Below are 14,230 nucleotides of genomic sequence, written 5' to 3' on the forward strand. Positions count from 1 at the left end.
CGGGTACCCGTACGGACCCCGGCGTCTGCCCAGACCGTCGGGGCAGCGTGGCGCGAAGGGAGGGCCATGAGGCACAACGGGGAGGAGACCGCGTCGGCGCGGCGGCAGGACGTCCCGGAGATCACCGAACCGCATCTCGCGGCGGACGGGACACAGCCGTGCGCACCGAGCGGCCCGGGAGCACGGGCGCAGGCCCCGCCAGGACACGGGACGCAACCGCGGACCCCGGCCGGCTCGGGGGCGCGCGCACAGGTTCCGCCCGATCAGGGGCTTCCGATGGAGGCCCCGGGTGGCTCGGGGGCGTGCCCGCAGGTTCCGTCGGAACAGGGGACGCGGGGGCCGGCCCCTGGTGGGCCGGGCACGCAGCCGCCGGCCTCCTCGGGACAGGACACGCGGCAAGAGGTGACGGACGACCCGGGAACGAGGCCGCCCGCCTCGGCAGGACACCCCACCTCGGCGGGACACCGGGCGCGGCGGGAGGTCCCGGACGGTCTCACCGGCCCGGAGGCACCGTCAGGACAGCCGCGGCCGCAGCCCGCCACGCGGGACGTGACGGAGCCCGCCACGCGGGACGTGACGCGGCCCACGACCGCGCACGACACCCCCGGCGGCCCGACGGGAGCCGACGCCGCGGGTCTGCCGCACGACCGCAGTCAGGCCATCCTGGAGGCCGCCAAGCAGATCGGTGCGCTCCTCAAGCGCGCGGGTCACCCCTTCGCGCTGGCCGGCAGTGTCGCGGTCTACGCGCACGGGGGCAGCCGCTACCTCCAGCACGACGCCGATTTCTGTGTGCTCCCCGACGACGCGGACGCCGTGGCGGCCACCCTGCGCGAGGCCGGGCTCGCCGTGCGGACCCCGCCGGAGGACTGGCTGGTGAAGACGACCTGCCAGGGGCAGAACGTCGACATCATCTTCGCGCTGGCCCACGAGCCCGTCACCAGGGACATGCTCGACCGGGCGCACGTCCTGCCCGTCGACTCGGTGCTCATGCCGGTGCTCTGCCCGACCGACCTCATCCACAGCCTGATCAGTGCCTTCTCCGAGCACTACTGCGACTTCGGGGCCGTGCTGCCGGTGGCCCGCGCCGTGCGGGAGAAGGTCGACTGGGACGTCGTCCGCGACACCTGCGGCGACGAGCCCATGCCCGCGGCCTTCCTCTTCCTCCTCGAACGCCTGAACGTGATCGAACCCCGTAAGGACCGGCCATGACCGACGCCCCACCACCGCCGGACACCCAGCTCGACTACCGCGTCGCCCACCTCGCCGAACGCCTGGCCGCGGGGAGGCTCGGCGAACTCGGCGTACGCCTCGAACTGCGCGGCGACACCGTCCTGCTCACCGGCACCGTGCCGTCCGCCGCGTGCCGGGACGAGATCCTGGCCACGGCCCGCGAGGAACTGCCGCACCACCCGGTGCACAGCGACCTCCTCGTCGCCGGCACCTCCTCGCCCGACCACGGAGAGGACCTGACATGATCCGCGTCGCGGCCGTCGGCGACATCCACATGGGCCCCGACAGCCAGGGCACGCTGCGCTCCTCCTTCGAGACGCTGCCCGAGTGCGCCGACGTGCTGCTGCTCGCCGGCGACCTGACCCGGCACGGAACCCCCGAGGAGGCCGCGGTCGTCGCCCGGGAGATCAAGGACCTCGGGGTTCCCGTGGTCGCCGTCCTCGGCAACCACGACCACCACGACGAACGCCCCGAAGAAGTCACCGCGATCCTGCGCGACGCGGGCGCGCACGTCCTGGAGGGCCAGGCCACCATCGTCACCGCCGGCGACGCGCGCATCGGGGTGGCCGGCACCAAGGGCTTCGGCGGCGGCTTCGTGGGACGCTGCGCCGGGGAGTTCGGCGAGCCGCTGATGAAGGAGTTCGTCCGCTACACCCGCCGCTGCGCCGACGCGCTCCACGCCGCCCTGAAGGACCTGGAGCAGCGGGGCCCCGACGTACGGATCGCGCTCACCCACTTCTCGCCGGTCCCCGACACCCTCGCCGGGGAGCCGCCCGAGATCTACCCCTTCCTCGGCAGCTACCTCCTCGCCGAGGCCATCGACACGGCGGGCGCCGACCTCGCCGTCCACGGCCACGCCCACGCCGGCACGGAACACGGCATGACCACCGGCGGCATCCGCGTCCGCAACGTCGCCCAGCCGGTGATCGGCCGGGCCTTCCACGTGTACCACCTGCCCGGCCACCCGCGGTGACGCGGGCGTCAGGCCGCCGTACCCAGTGCCGCCCGCTCCCGCACGTCCCCGTCCGGCGCCGGCACCGCCGCCACCGGCAGCAGTGCGCGACCGCGCCGGAGCAGCAGGCCCGCGCCCACCGACGCGGCGATGAGCAGACCGCCCGTGACCAGGGCGCCGCGCGCCCCGGCCGTCTGCATGAGCAGGCCCAGCAGCGGGGGCCCACCGAGGCCCCACACCGTGCCGATGGTGCTCCACACCCCGAGCACCCGGCCCCGCAGGTGCGCGGGCGGATCGGTCTGGAGCACGGCCGTGCCCGCGGTGTCGGAGACGGACTCCACCACGGCCATCGGCAGCACCAGCACCAGCAGCACCGCGAGCGACGGCGACATCCCGGCCACCACCTGGAGCAGCCCGCCCGCAGCCGCGAGCAGTCCCACCGTGCGCACCGACGGACGACGCAGCCGGGCGCCGAGCACCGCGCCGAGGATGCCGCCGACGGCCAGCACCGTGGAGACGGTGCCGAACGACCCGGCGCCCCCGGCGAGCGGTCCCGTGACCAGCACGGCGAGCGTGAGGCCGTAGTTCCGGCCGAAGACGGAGCTGACCGCGGTGATCCCGGCCAGCGCCATCAGCCGGGGCCGCCGCACGAAGTAGGCGAGTCCCTCCCGGGCACTCATCTCCGTGCGCTCGGGCACGGGGCGCCCCTGCGGCACCGCCCGCTCGGCGGTCCCGTGCACGGGTCGCAGGAACGGCACCACCGACGCCACGAACAGGAAGGACAGGCCGTTGGCCGCGTAAGCGGCGCCGGTGCCGAGGAAGGCGACGGTCACACCGGCCAGCGCGGTGCCCGCGAGCCGCCCCGCGCTGTGCACCAGCGCGCCGACCCCGATCGCGGACGGCACGTCCTCCACCGGCACGAGATCGTTGCCGAGCAGCGCACAGGCCGGGCCGTCCACGGTGGCGATCACACCGGTCACGGCGGCCAGCACCAGCAGCGACGTCATGTCGATCCGGTCGAGGGCCACGAGCAGCGCCATGGTGAACGCCACCGCGCCCAGCAGCGCCTGGCTGACCGCGACCGTCAGCTTCCGGGGCCAGCGGTCCACGGCCGTGCCGCCCAGCAGGCTCACGAAGAGCGCGGGCGCCGCCTGTACGGACATCGACAGACCGGTCGCCGCGGCCGAGCCCGTGATGTGCAGCACCAGCAGGTTCTGCACCGTGAGCTGCATCCAGGTACCGGTGTTGGAGACGAGGTTCGCGACCGACCACCAGCGCATACCGCGATGCCGCAGCGACCGCCACGGCGCACGCGAGGCGGGTGCGGCCAGGTGAGAGGAAGAGGACACGTGGGGGTACTCGACAACCAGGGGTCGGGGAGAGTGACCGACGGTGGTCCGCGAGCCGGCTGCGCTGCGCGGCCGGGCCACCCGGTCAGGTCGCCGACCATCGTGGCAGAAGGCGGGGTGCCGATGTCGTCCCGCGACCGCTCCGACGGGGTCGTGCGACGCCCAAAACGCTGTACGCGCGTGGCAGTTGACCCCGCGCGTGGGGTTGCTCACAGGCTCCGCCGGACGCCGTTCGCGGGCGCCCGAGCCGGGCTGCGCGGACCGTGGCCCCCGGAAGCGGCCGTCACCGATGGAGGAGGACCGCCATGACCGAAGACCAGCACGGACGCACATCCCCGCCGGCGCGCCGCGCGCGCCCCGCCCGCACCGCCGGCGGCACCGAGCCGGCCACCGCCCGCAGCGCCCTCGGCCTGCGGCTGACCCTGTCCGCGCTCTTCCTCCCCCTCTTCACCGCCGCCACCGTGGGCTTCGCCCTGTGGTCCGCGCACCGGAAACCCGGCGACAGCCCCGGCGGCGGCCCGCTGACCGCCCTCGCGGTGGTGTGCGGGATCCTCGCGCTGACCGCTGCCCTCGACCTCGTGCGGGTGATGTCCCGCAGACGGCGTGAGCGCGCCACCACCGGCGACCTCGGTTAGTCCGACGCGCCCGGACCGGCGCGGCGAACGCGGCAGCGGCGCGCTTTGCGCGGCTTTGGCCGGACGCAGGGCGTGAATATGCCAACCGCACGCTACTGAACGCGGGATTCCGGGTGCAGTCTGCACACGTACCGCCCGCCCCGCCGTGTCACGAGGTCCGGAAGCCTCCCCGCACACGGCGGGGCTGGTGTCCGTCCGCGGACCAAATGTGTTGCGACCGGGCCGGTGCCCCCGGTGAGCTGGGGCCATGGACACCACGGCGGGCGGCGTCGGACGGGCGGAACGGGCCGGGACCGGGCGAGCGGGCTCCTGGCGGGGCCCGGCGGTGCTCGGCGCCCTCATGCTCGCCGCCTTCACCTTCAACACGGCGGAGAACCTGCCGGTCGGCCTGCTCGACCTGGTCTCGCGGAGCCTCGCGGTGTCGCCGTCCGCGGTCGGCCTCCTCGTCACCGGTTACGGCGTGACGGTCGCCGTCGCCTCCGTACCGCTCGCCCACGGCACGCGGGCGGTGCCCCGGCGCCATGTGCTCACCGGGCTGCTGGCCGCGCTCGTCGTCTCCAGCCTGCTCGCCGCGTCGGCGCGCTCCTACGGGCCACTGCTCGTCGCGCGGCTGCTCACCGCGCTCGCCCAGGCGCTGTTCTGGGCCGTGACGGGACCGGTCGCGGTGGGCCTGTTCCCGCCCGAGGTGCGGGGGATGGGTGGTCGGGGCGCTGTCCGTCGCCGGTTCGCTCGCCCTCGTGCTCGGCGTGCCCGCGGGCACCTGGCTCGGCGGGCACAGCGACTGGCGGGTGCCCATGGGCGCGCTCGCGCTGCCGGGACTCGTCTCGATGGCGACGATCGCGGCACTGCTGCCCGGCTCGCCCCCGGAAGCGGAGCCCGCCGCCTACGGGACCGCCCCGGACCCCCGCCGGTTCGGGACCGTACTCGCGGCCGGGACCCTGTCCGCCACCGGGGCGTTCACGGGATACACGTACATCGTGCGGTTCCTCGGTGACGTGAGCGGGTTCGCGCCGGGCGCCGTCGACGTCCTGCTCGTGGTGTTCGGCGCCGCGTGCCTGGCCGGGGTGGCCATCACCGGGGCGCTGCTGGACCGCTTCCCGCGGGCCGCGCTGACCACCGCCACGGCCACCCAGGCGGCCGGCCTGCTCGGTCTGTACGGGGCCGGCGCGCATCCGGTGGCGGCGGTGGTGTTCCTCGCGCTGGTGGGCGGCGCCCTCGGACCGGTGTTCATGGCCACCCAGAACGAGATGCTGACGTGCGCGCCCGGCCGCACGGACCTCGCCCTCGCGGCCAACTCCGGTGCCTACAACGCCGGCATCGCCGCGGGCGCCGCCCTCGGCGGCCTGATCCTGCCGCTCGCGGACGTGCGCGCCGCCTTCCTCGCCGGCGGGCTGCTGACCGCCGGGGCCTGCGCGGTGCTGCTCGGCGGACGGCTGTCACATCCGTAGGCCGGCCGGTGTCTTCATGTCGTACACGCGGGCATCGCGTGCGGACGTGCGGCATACGGCGTACGACATACGACATGCAAGGAGAGCAACCATGGCGCTTCGCATCCCCAGGGCCGAACTCCCCACCGAGATCGAGGAGAACATGCTCAAGCAGCTCGGTGCCGTGCCCGAGAACGTCGAGGTGACCTGGCACAGTCCCCAGGTCGCCCGGGACAACCTCGAGTTCGGCGGCAAGGTGGGCGCGTGGGGCGACGCCGACGCGGGCCTGAAGTCGTACGCGCACATGGCCGTCGCCGCGCAGGTCGGGTGCAGCTGGTGCCTCGACGTCGGCTACTTCCAGGCGCGGAACCAGGACCTGGACCTCGCCAAGGCGAGCCAGGTCCCCGTCTGGCGGGACTCGGACGTGTTCACGCCTCTGGAGCGGGACGTGATGGAGTACGCCGAGGCCATGACGAACACGCCGCCGACCGTCACCGACGCGCAGTACGCGAGCCTGCTGGAGCGGCTCGGCGCCCCGGCGATGGTCGAACTCACCGCGTACATCGCCTTCGTGAACCTGGCGACGCGGGCCAACGTGGCCAACGGCGTCACCTCGCAGGGATTCTCCGCCGCCTGCGAGATCCCGCTGGCCGCGCGCCCGGAGCGGCCCGAGGCCGCCGCCCGATGACCGAGGACCCCTTCGTCGCCCACCGCAGCCTGCTGTTCACGGTCGCCTACGAGATGCTGGGCTCGGCCGCCGACGCCGAGGACGTGCTCCAGGAGTCCTGGCTGCGCTGGGCGGCCGTCGACCGGGCGGGGGTGCGCGATCCGCGGTCCTACCTCGTGCGGACCGTCACCCGGCAGGCGCTCAACCGCCTGCGGACGCTCACCCGCAGCCGCGAGGACTACGTCGGCGAGTGGCTGCCGGAGCCGCTGCTGACCAGCCCGGACGTCGCCGACGACGTCGAACTCGCCGAGAGCGTCTCCATCGCCATGCTCACCGTGCTGGAGACGCTCGGGCCCGTGGAACGGGCGGTGTTCGTGCTCCGCGAGGTCTTCGACGTGCCGTACGCCGAGATCGCCGAGGCCGTCGGGAAGTCCGCGGCGGCGGTCCGGCAGATCGCGCGCCGGGCCCGTGACCACGTGGCGGCCAGGCAGCCGCGGGTCCGGGTGAGCCGCTCGGAGCAGCAGGCCGTGCTGGAACGGTTCCTGGCCGCGCTGCGCACCGGGGAGATCCAGGAGCTGATGGCGGTCATGGCCCCGGACGTGGTGATGGTCGCCGACGGCGGCGGGCTGGCGTCCGCGGCCCGGGTTCCGCTGCGCGGGGCCGAGCTGGTGGCGACGCTCCTGTCCCGCGTGGACCGCTCGGCGTCCAGGACGACGGCCGTATGGCTCAACGGCGCGCCCGCGGCCAGGATCGACACCGACGGCCGACCGGCCACGGTGAGCCTGGTGGTGGCGGACGGCCGGGTCACCCGCATCTACGCCTCGGCGAACCCGCGGAAGCTGACCCGGCTCGACGAGCCGGTCGCCCTCGCGCGGTAGAGCCGCCGCGGCATCGGTGGTCGCCCCGCCGCCGTGCCGACAGCATCCGAGTCGGATGACGTGACCGACGGGGGAGAGGTTGCCTTCGCGTCCCTGTTTTCCGTTCCGTCCGCCTGTGGGGCTTCCCACCCGTTAAAGATCTTGACGACGGTGGTCCGGATCGCTGAACTGTCCCCGGGCCGTGCGACCACACGGCCCGGGGGAATTCCGCCGGTATTCACCTGGTGATGCCTGAAACGGGCGGGCAACGGGAAAAGCCTCGTACGGTCGATCACCGAGCGGGGCGAAGGGGGCGATGTGCATGACAGGTGCGTCGAAGACGAAGGTGACGGGCTGTCCCGTCTCATGACCGCTGAAGGACGTCTCGACCGGCTCCGTCCGTCGGCGGCCCGCCTCGCCCGGTTCGCCGGGCGCACGCTGCGCGGCGAGTGGCACGCGATCGTCGTCGACCCGGTACGTCAGCTCGCCCGGCGCGGGCTGTCCGGGCTGCTGCTGGCCTTCGTCGCGGCGCTCGGTGTCATCTTCTTCCACGACATCGCCCAGCACCCCACCGGCGCGGTCTGGGTCACCCGGCTCGGTGGCGTCAAGGCCGACCTGCCGCTGTGGCTGTCCCTGCTGCGCACCCCGGTGTCGCTGTACGTCCCGGCGCTCGACCTCCCGGTCTGGGCCGGCATCACCCAGCTGTTCCTGGCCTTCGCCCTCGCCGAACTCGCCCTCGGCCGCTCCCGCACCCTCGTGGTCGCCTACGCCACCACGCTGGCCGGCACCCTCGTCGCCCGGCTGATGATCGCGGTCGGGCCCGGCTGGGGGGGCCTCGGTCTGCCGGCCGCCTGCGGGCAGGTCCTGGACACCGGACCCTCGGCGGCGGTCGTCGGCCTGTTCACCTACCTGTCGGTCATCAGGCGCGCGCCCGTGGTCTTCACGCTGACCGGTGGCTCGATGGTGTGGGAGTCCGTCGCCGTCCCCAACCTCGCCGGCCGCGAGCATCTGATCGCGGTGGGCTCGGCCGTCGTCCTCGGCCTGCTGCGCGGCCGCCGGGACCGGCTGCGGACCCTCGGACGCTCCCTGCTCCCCGCCCCCTCCGGCCGACCGGCCCCTGCGGCCCCTACGGCGTCCCCGGTCCTGCCGAAGCCCGCCTCGGCCCCGGTCCCGGTCCCCGCGCCCGCCCACCCCGCCGGCGGCCGGACCGGCAAGACCGCGATGACATCCCTCGAACGCTGACCGAGCCGGAGCCGGAGCCGGAGCCGGGGCCACGGCCCGATCCCGGCTCCGACCGGGACCCGGAAACGCGCCGCGACCCGCCCGGCACACCTGTGGCGCCGCCCACACCCGCGGTGTGATGGTTTTCGCATACGGCCCCCTGCGGCCAGCCCCTAGGGTTGCGCGGTAAACGCCAGGGCAGGGCGTGTCTGACACCATGACGTTCGTCGCCGACAGGCAGCTGAAGGGATTCCAGGATGTTCCGTAAGGTGCTGGTCGCCAACCGCGGAGAGATCGCGATCCGCGCGTTCCGGGCGGGCTACGAACTCGGCGCGCGCACCGTCGCCGTGTTCCCGCACGAAGACCGCAACTCGCTCCACCGGCTCAAGGCCGACGAGGCCTACGAGATCGGGGAACCGGGGCACCCCGTCCGCGCCTACCTCTCCGTCGAGGAGATCGTGGCCGCCGCCCGCCGGGCCGGCGCGGACGCCGTCTACCCCGGCTACGGCTTCCTGTCCGAGAACCCGGAGCTGGCCCGCGCCTGCGAGGAGGCGGGCATCACCTTCGTCGGCCCCGACACGGCCACCCTGGAGCTGACCGGCAACAAGGCGCGCGCGGTCGCCGCCGCCCGTGCGGCCGGCGTGCCGGTGCTCGGCTCCTCCCAGCCCTCCACCGACGTGGACGAACTGGTGCGCGCCGCCGAGGAGATCGGCTTCCCCGTGTTCGTCAAGGCGGTCGCGGGCGGCGGCGGTCGCGGCATGCGCCGGGTCGAGGAACCCGCCCAGCTGCGCGAGTCCATCGAGGCCGCCTCCCGGGAGGCCGCGTCCGCGTTCGGCGACCCGACCGTCTTCCTGGAGAAGGCCGTCGTCGACCCCCGCCACATCGAGGTGCAGATCCTCGCCGACGGCGAGGGCAACGTCGTCCACCTCTTCGAGCGCGACTGTTCGGTGCAGCGCCGCCACCAGAAGGTCATCGAGCTGGCGCCCGCGCCGAACCTCGACCCGGAACTGCGCGACCGGATCTGCGCCGACGCCGTCCGCTTCGCCCGCGAGATCGGCTACCGCAACGCGGGCACCGTGGAGTTCCTGCTCGACCGGGCCGGCAACCACGTCTTCATCGAGATGAACCCCCGCATCCAGGTCGAGCACACCGTCACCGAGGAGGTGACGGACGTCGACCTGGTCCAGGCGCAGCTGCGGATCGCGGCCGGCGAGACCCTCGCCGACCTCGGCCTCGCCCAGGACACCATCACCCTGCACGGGGCCGCGCTCCAGTGCCGTATCACCACCGAGGACCCTGCCAACGGCTTCCGCCCGGACACCGGCCGGATCAGCGCCTACCGCTCGCCGGGCGGCTCCGGCATCCGCCTCGACGGCGGAACCACCCACGCCGGTACGGAGATCAGCGCCCACTTCGACTCGATGCTGGTCAAGCTCACCTGCCGGGGACGGGACTTCAGGGCAGCCATCGGCCGCGCCCGGCGTGCCGTCGCCGAGTTCCGCATCCGCGGCGTGGCCACCAACATCCCCTTCCTCCAGGCCGTGTTGGACGACCCGGACTTCCAGGCCGGGCGGATCACCACCTCGTTCATCGAGGAGCGCCCGCACCTGCTGACCGCCCGCTCCTCCGCGGACCGCGGCACCAAGCTGCTCACCTACCTCGCCGACGTCACGGTGAACAAGCCGCACGGCGAGCGCCCCGACCTGTTCGACCCGTCGACCAAGCTGCCCGCGCTGCCGGCCGGTGAGCCGCCCGCCGGTTCCCGCCAACTCCTGGTCGAGCTGGGCCCCGAGGGCTTCGCCCGCCGACTGCGCGAGTCGCCGACGATCGGCGTCACCGACACCACCTTCCGCGACGCCCACCAGTCGCTGCTCGCCACCCGGGTGCGCACCAGGGACCTGCTCGCCGTCGCCCCGGTCGTCGCCCGCACCCTGCCCGAGCTGCTGTCCCTGGAGTGCTGGGGCGGCGCCACCTACGACGTCGCCCTGCGCTTCCTGGCCGAGGACCCCTGGGAGCGGCTGGCCGCCCTGCGCGAGGCCGTGCCCAACATCTGCCTCCAGATGCTGCTGCGTGGCCGCAACACCGTCGGCTACACCCCGTACCCGACCGAGGTCACCGACGCCTTCGTCCAGGAGGCCGCCGCCACCGGCATCGACATCTTCCGCATCTTCGACGCCCTGAACGACGTCGGCCAGATGCGGCCCGCCATCGACGCCGTACGCGAGACCGGCACGGCGATCGCCGAGGTCGCCCTCTGCTACACCGGCGACCTGAGCGACCCCGCCGAGCGGCTCTACACCCTCGACTACTACCTGCGGCTCGCCGAGCAGATCGTCGACGCGGGCGCCCATGTCCTCGCGATCAAGGACATGGCCGGACTGCTGCGCGCCCCGGCCGCCGCCACGCTGGTCTCGGCGCTGCGCCGGGAGTTCGACCTGCCCGTGCATCTGCACACCCACGACACCGCGGGCGGCCAGCTCGCCACCTACCTCGCCGCGATCCAGGCGGGCGCGGACGCGGTGGACGGCGCGGTCGCCTCCATGGCCGGTACGACCTCGCAGCCCTCCCTGTCCGCGATCGTGGCCGCCACCGACCACTCCGAGCGGCCCACCGGCCTCGACCTCCAGGCGGTCGGCGAGCTGGAGCCGTACTGGGAGGGCGTGCGCCGGATCTACGCGCCGTTCGAGGCGGGCCTCGCCTCGCCCACCGGGCGCGTCTACCACCACGAGATCCCGGGCGGCCAGCTGTCCAACCTGCGCACCCAGGCCGTGGCCCTCGGCCTCGGCGACCGCTTCGAGGACATCGAGGCGATGTACGCCGCCGCCGACCGCATCCTCGGCCGCCTGGTCAAGGTCACCCCGTCCTCCAAGGTGGTCGGCGACCTCGCCCTCCACCTGGTCGGCGCGGGCGTTTCCCCGGAAGACTTCGAACAGACCCCCGACCGGTTCGACATCCCGGACTCGGTGATCGGCTTCCTGCGCGGGGAGCTGGGCACCCCGCCCGGCGGGTGGCCGGAGCCGTTCCGCACCAAGGCGCTGAAGGGGCGTGCCGCGGCCAAGCCGGTGGCCGAGCTGTCCGCCGAGGACCGCGAGGGGCTGGCCAAGGACCGCCGGGCGACCCTCAACCGGCTGCTGTTCCCGGCGCCCACCAGGGAGTTCGACGCACACCGGCAGGCGTACGGCGACACGAGCGTCCTCGACAGCAAGGCGTTCTTCTACGGGCTGCGGCCGGCCAAGGAGTACGCCGTCGACCTGGAGCCCGGCGTGCGGCTGCTGATCGAGCTGCAGGCGATCGGCGAGGCCGACGAGCGCGGTATGCGCACGGTGATGTCGACGCTCAACGGCCAGCTGCGGCCCATTCAGGTGCGTGACCGGGCGGCGGCCTCGGACGTGCCGGTGACGGAGAAGGCCGACCGCGCGAACCCGGGCCACGTCGCGGCCCCGTTCGCCGGCGTGGTGACCCTCACCGTGGCCGAGGGCGACGAGGTGGCGGCCGGGGTCACCATCGCCACCATCGAGGCGATGAAGATGGAGGCCGCCATCACCGCCCCGAAGGCGGGCCGGATCTCCCGGCTGGCCATCAACCGCATCCAGCAGGTGGAGGGCGGCGACCTGCTGGTCGAGATCGCCTGAGCCGGCACCGGGCAGCGCGATGCGCGGGAGCGCCGGGGGGCGTGCGGCCCCCCGGCGCTCCCGCGCGGGGCGTGCGGTCCGGGGCGCCTCAGCCCTGCGGCGCCGAGGGCCCGTCCCAGAGCGGGTACGACATGACCCGCTGGAAGCCCTCGGGGCGCGCGCCCGTGTAGGTCAGGCTCAGCTGTGTGTAGCGGTCGAAGGACGGGTGCTTCGTCCACTTCGTGTCGCCGCTGAGCCGGATGACCACCGGGTAGGGGTGGAAGGTGCCGGCCGCGCAGTACGGCTTGCAGTCGTTCACCCAGTTCGTGCCGGTGCCCGTGGCGCCGCCGGCGCCCCAGGAACTCCACTGGAGCCCCTTGAGGCGGCTGTTGCCGTCACCACAGGCCAGGATGAAGTCCGCGGGGCGTACGTTGCGGTGGGCGAAGCAGTCCACGAGCACCCTGTCCCCGTGTGCGGCCCGCGCTGACGCGGTCGGCGACGAGGACGTGGTCGGCGGGCTGGCCGAGGCCGTCGCCGCCCCCGCCGTCAGCAGAGCCGCCGTCGCCAGGGTCACCGCCGTTCCCACCACTGTTGCGCGCATGGCCGCTCCCACCGTTCGTGCCGTGTCCGAGCAGGTCACATCGACGCTACGACCACGCGGCGCATTCCACCAGTCGCGCAGGTCGTACCGCGTGTCACCCGGACGGACCGGCCGCGGGAGGGGCGTGCGGCCGAGGACGCGTCCACGATCGTGCGCACCGGACGCGTCCCCGGCCGGAGGGCGGGCGCGTGCTCAGCAGGCGCCCTCGTCCTGCCAGGGGCCCCAGGTCGAGGCGCCGGGCACCTCGTTCTGGGTCCACCACTTGGCCTTCCAGTTGTGCTGGTCGTACGACACCTCGGTCCCGCCCGTGTACGCGGTGGACGAGTTCCAGGCGGGCTTGCAGGAGGAGGGCGTCGGCGTGGGGGTGGGGGTCGGGGTGCCGGTCGGCGGGGTCGCACCCGCGAACGTCACCGAGTACCTGGCGAAGTCCCAGTCGTTCTGCGCCACGCTCGAACACGTGCCGGACGTGCGGCCCCCGTTGTCGGGCGGGCTGCACTGCCGGTCCCGGTTGAGCGACCAGAAGGTGAACCGGTCCATGTGGTGGCCGGTCGCGTAGTCCAGGACCGTCTGGAAGTCGCTCTGGCCGAAGATCTCGCCGGTGTCGCTGCGGCCGTTCATGCCGGAGAAGCCCTCGTGGGCGTAGGCGGTGGCCTCGTCCCAGCCGAAGGTGGACCGCAGGATCGAGTTGAAGTCGGTGAGCGCGCTGGTCTGGCTCGCCGCCCCGCTGAATCCGCCGTCGAACGGCATGATGGAGAAGTTGTTCGGGGTGAACCCCTGCGCCTTCGCCTCCAGCAGCATCTGCTTGCCGAACCAGCCGGTGCCGTCCGCCGTGCCGGCCGTGGTCACGGAGACGTACAGGCCCGGGTTGTCCTGCTGGAGGATCTTCGCGGCGCCGATCTCGTTCTTGATGGCCGCGGTGTTCTCGTACTCCGGCTCCTCCAGGTCGAAGTCGATCGCGTGCAGGCCGTACTTGGTGATCACCTGCTGGTACGCCGCCGCCGTGGACGCCGCGTCCGCGCACGCCTGGCCGAGCTTGGTGCCGCCGTAGCCGCCGATGGAGACGGACACGTCGCCGCCCTTGGCGCGGATGGTGTCGATCATCGACTTCACGGCGGTGTCCGAGGACACCGGTGCCGTGCCGCCCCAGGTGGGCGAGCAGCCGCCCCCGGCGGGGGCGAGCACGAAGGCCAGCTGGAACGCCTTGAGACCGGTGGCGTCCATGATGGCGGCCGGGTCCGGCGGGTCGTTGTCCAGCGGCATCAAGTACGGAGCGGCCGCGTACCAGCGGTTGCTCAGGGCGTCCTGGGGAGTGGCGCCCGAGGCGTTGGCCGCGACCAGTGCGGTGGTGCCCGCGGCGGCGAGCACGACGGCGGCCGCCGCGCTCAGACAGGCGTGAAGACGTCTCACTGCGTGCCTCCAGAGGGTGGGGGTGAGCCCGCGTGGGGGAGGTGGCCCCACCCTCCGGGAGTTGTTGCGCTCACGTCAATGAGTTGGCCTGGACCAACCCGCTCTTTGGACTAGACCATACGTTCCCTTTGCCCTTTGCCGACCAAACACAGACCGAAGCCCCGTTCGGCGGCAGGCTCCCGTGGTGACCGACGTGCCCCGGGTCGCCGGATCGAACGACCGGGCGGCGGACGGAAGTCGGCGTCCACGCATACGGCAAGGGGGCCGGACCCC

At 73.7% G+C, this 14,230-nt stretch carries 11 protein-coding genes and 1 pseudogene; 9 read left to right on the forward strand and 3 right to left on the reverse strand.

The genetic code is table 11. The annotated features are described in order from the left end of the window. Nucleotides 1–549 precede the first annotated feature (549 nt). The 3 genes from QSK45_RS28080 to QSK45_RS28090 are packed head-to-tail and all read left to right on the forward strand — an operon-like array spanning nucleotide 550 to nucleotide 2,203. Nucleotides 550–1,209 carry a nucleotidyltransferase family protein gene (locus tag QSK45_RS28080; RefSeq protein ID WP_285561687.1) on the forward strand — a complete coding sequence of 220 codons (660 nt, stop codon included), beginning with the start codon at nucleotides 550–552 and terminating at the stop codon, nucleotides 1,207–1,209. Further along, nucleotides 1,206–1,475 (forward strand): BON domain-containing protein, encoded by a 270-nt coding sequence (locus QSK45_RS28085; protein WP_285561688.1) that lies wholly within the window; start codon nucleotides 1,206–1,208, stop codon nucleotides 1,473–1,475. Before QSK45_RS28080 ends, QSK45_RS28085 begins: the two co-directional genes overlap by 4 nt. Further along, a complete protein-coding gene (locus tag QSK45_RS28090; protein ID WP_285561689.1) occupies nucleotides 1,472–2,203 on the forward strand; it encodes a metallophosphoesterase family protein in 732 nt (243 codons plus the stop codon). The genes QSK45_RS28085 and QSK45_RS28090 overlap by 4 nt, the downstream gene beginning before the upstream one ends. 8 nt (nucleotides 2,204–2,211) lie before the next feature. On the opposite strand, the gene QSK45_RS28095 is transcribed toward QSK45_RS28090, so the two are convergent. Next, entirely contained in the window at nucleotides 2,212–3,462 is a 1,251-nt protein-coding gene (locus QSK45_RS28095) for an MFS transporter (protein ID WP_395484976.1), read from the reverse strand. Nucleotides 3,463–3,836: 374 nt separating this feature from the next. Here QSK45_RS28095 and QSK45_RS28100 point away from each other — a divergent pair, with 374 nt between their 5' ends. The 6 genes and pseudogenes from QSK45_RS28100 (at nucleotide 3,837) to QSK45_RS28125 (ending at nucleotide 11,970) form a co-directional block, all read left to right on the forward strand. After that, nucleotides 3,837–4,166 (forward strand): DUF6343 family protein, encoded by a 330-nt coding sequence (locus QSK45_RS28100; RefSeq protein ID WP_285561690.1) that lies wholly within the window; start codon nucleotides 3,837–3,839, stop codon nucleotides 4,164–4,166. A gap of 340 nt (nucleotides 4,167–4,506) precedes the next feature. Continuing rightward, nucleotides 4,507–5,614: pseudogene (locus tag QSK45_RS28105) on the forward strand (MFS transporter). 91 nt (nucleotides 5,615–5,705) lie between these two features. Next, nucleotides 5,706–6,281 carry a carboxymuconolactone decarboxylase family protein gene (locus QSK45_RS28110; RefSeq protein WP_285561691.1) on the forward strand — a complete coding sequence of 192 codons (576 nt, stop codon included), beginning with the start codon at nucleotides 5,706–5,708 and terminating at the stop codon, nucleotides 6,279–6,281. Next, nucleotides 6,278–7,138, forward strand: coding sequence for an RNA polymerase sigma factor SigJ (gene sigJ / locus QSK45_RS28115; protein WP_285561692.1), 861 nt, complete (start codon nucleotides 6,278–6,280; stop codon nucleotides 7,136–7,138). The genes QSK45_RS28110 and sigJ overlap by 4 nt, the downstream gene beginning before the upstream one ends. Nucleotides 7,139–7,483: 345 nt before the next feature. Next, nucleotides 7,484–8,359 carry a hypothetical protein gene (locus QSK45_RS28120; RefSeq protein ID WP_285561693.1) on the forward strand — a complete coding sequence of 292 codons (876 nt, stop codon included), beginning with the start codon at nucleotides 7,484–7,486 and terminating at the stop codon, nucleotides 8,357–8,359. A gap of 236 nt (nucleotides 8,360–8,595) precedes the next feature. After that, a complete protein-coding gene (locus tag QSK45_RS28125) occupies nucleotides 8,596–11,970 on the forward strand; it encodes a pyruvate carboxylase (protein WP_285561694.1) in 3,375 nt (1,124 codons plus the stop codon). Between the two features lie 88 nt (nucleotides 11,971–12,058). Here QSK45_RS28125 and QSK45_RS28130 read toward each other — a convergent pair whose 3' ends face one another. Continuing rightward, nucleotides 12,059–12,550, reverse strand: coding sequence for a hypothetical protein (locus QSK45_RS28130; protein ID WP_285561695.1), 492 nt, complete (start codon nucleotides 12,548–12,550; stop codon nucleotides 12,059–12,061). A 192-nt stretch (nucleotides 12,551–12,742) separates the two neighbouring features. Further along, nucleotides 12,743–13,957 (reverse strand): carbohydrate-binding protein, encoded by a 1,215-nt coding sequence (locus tag QSK45_RS28135; protein ID WP_285561696.1) that lies wholly within the window; start codon nucleotides 13,955–13,957, stop codon nucleotides 12,743–12,745. Between the last annotated feature and the right edge of the window lie 273 nt (nucleotides 13,958–14,230).

Origin of the sequence: Streptomyces hygroscopicus subsp. hygroscopicus (assembly GCF_030269125.1) — a bacterium.
Taxonomy (GTDB): Bacteria; Actinomycetota; Actinomycetes; order Streptomycetales; family Streptomycetaceae; genus Streptomyces; species Streptomyces hygroscopicus_C.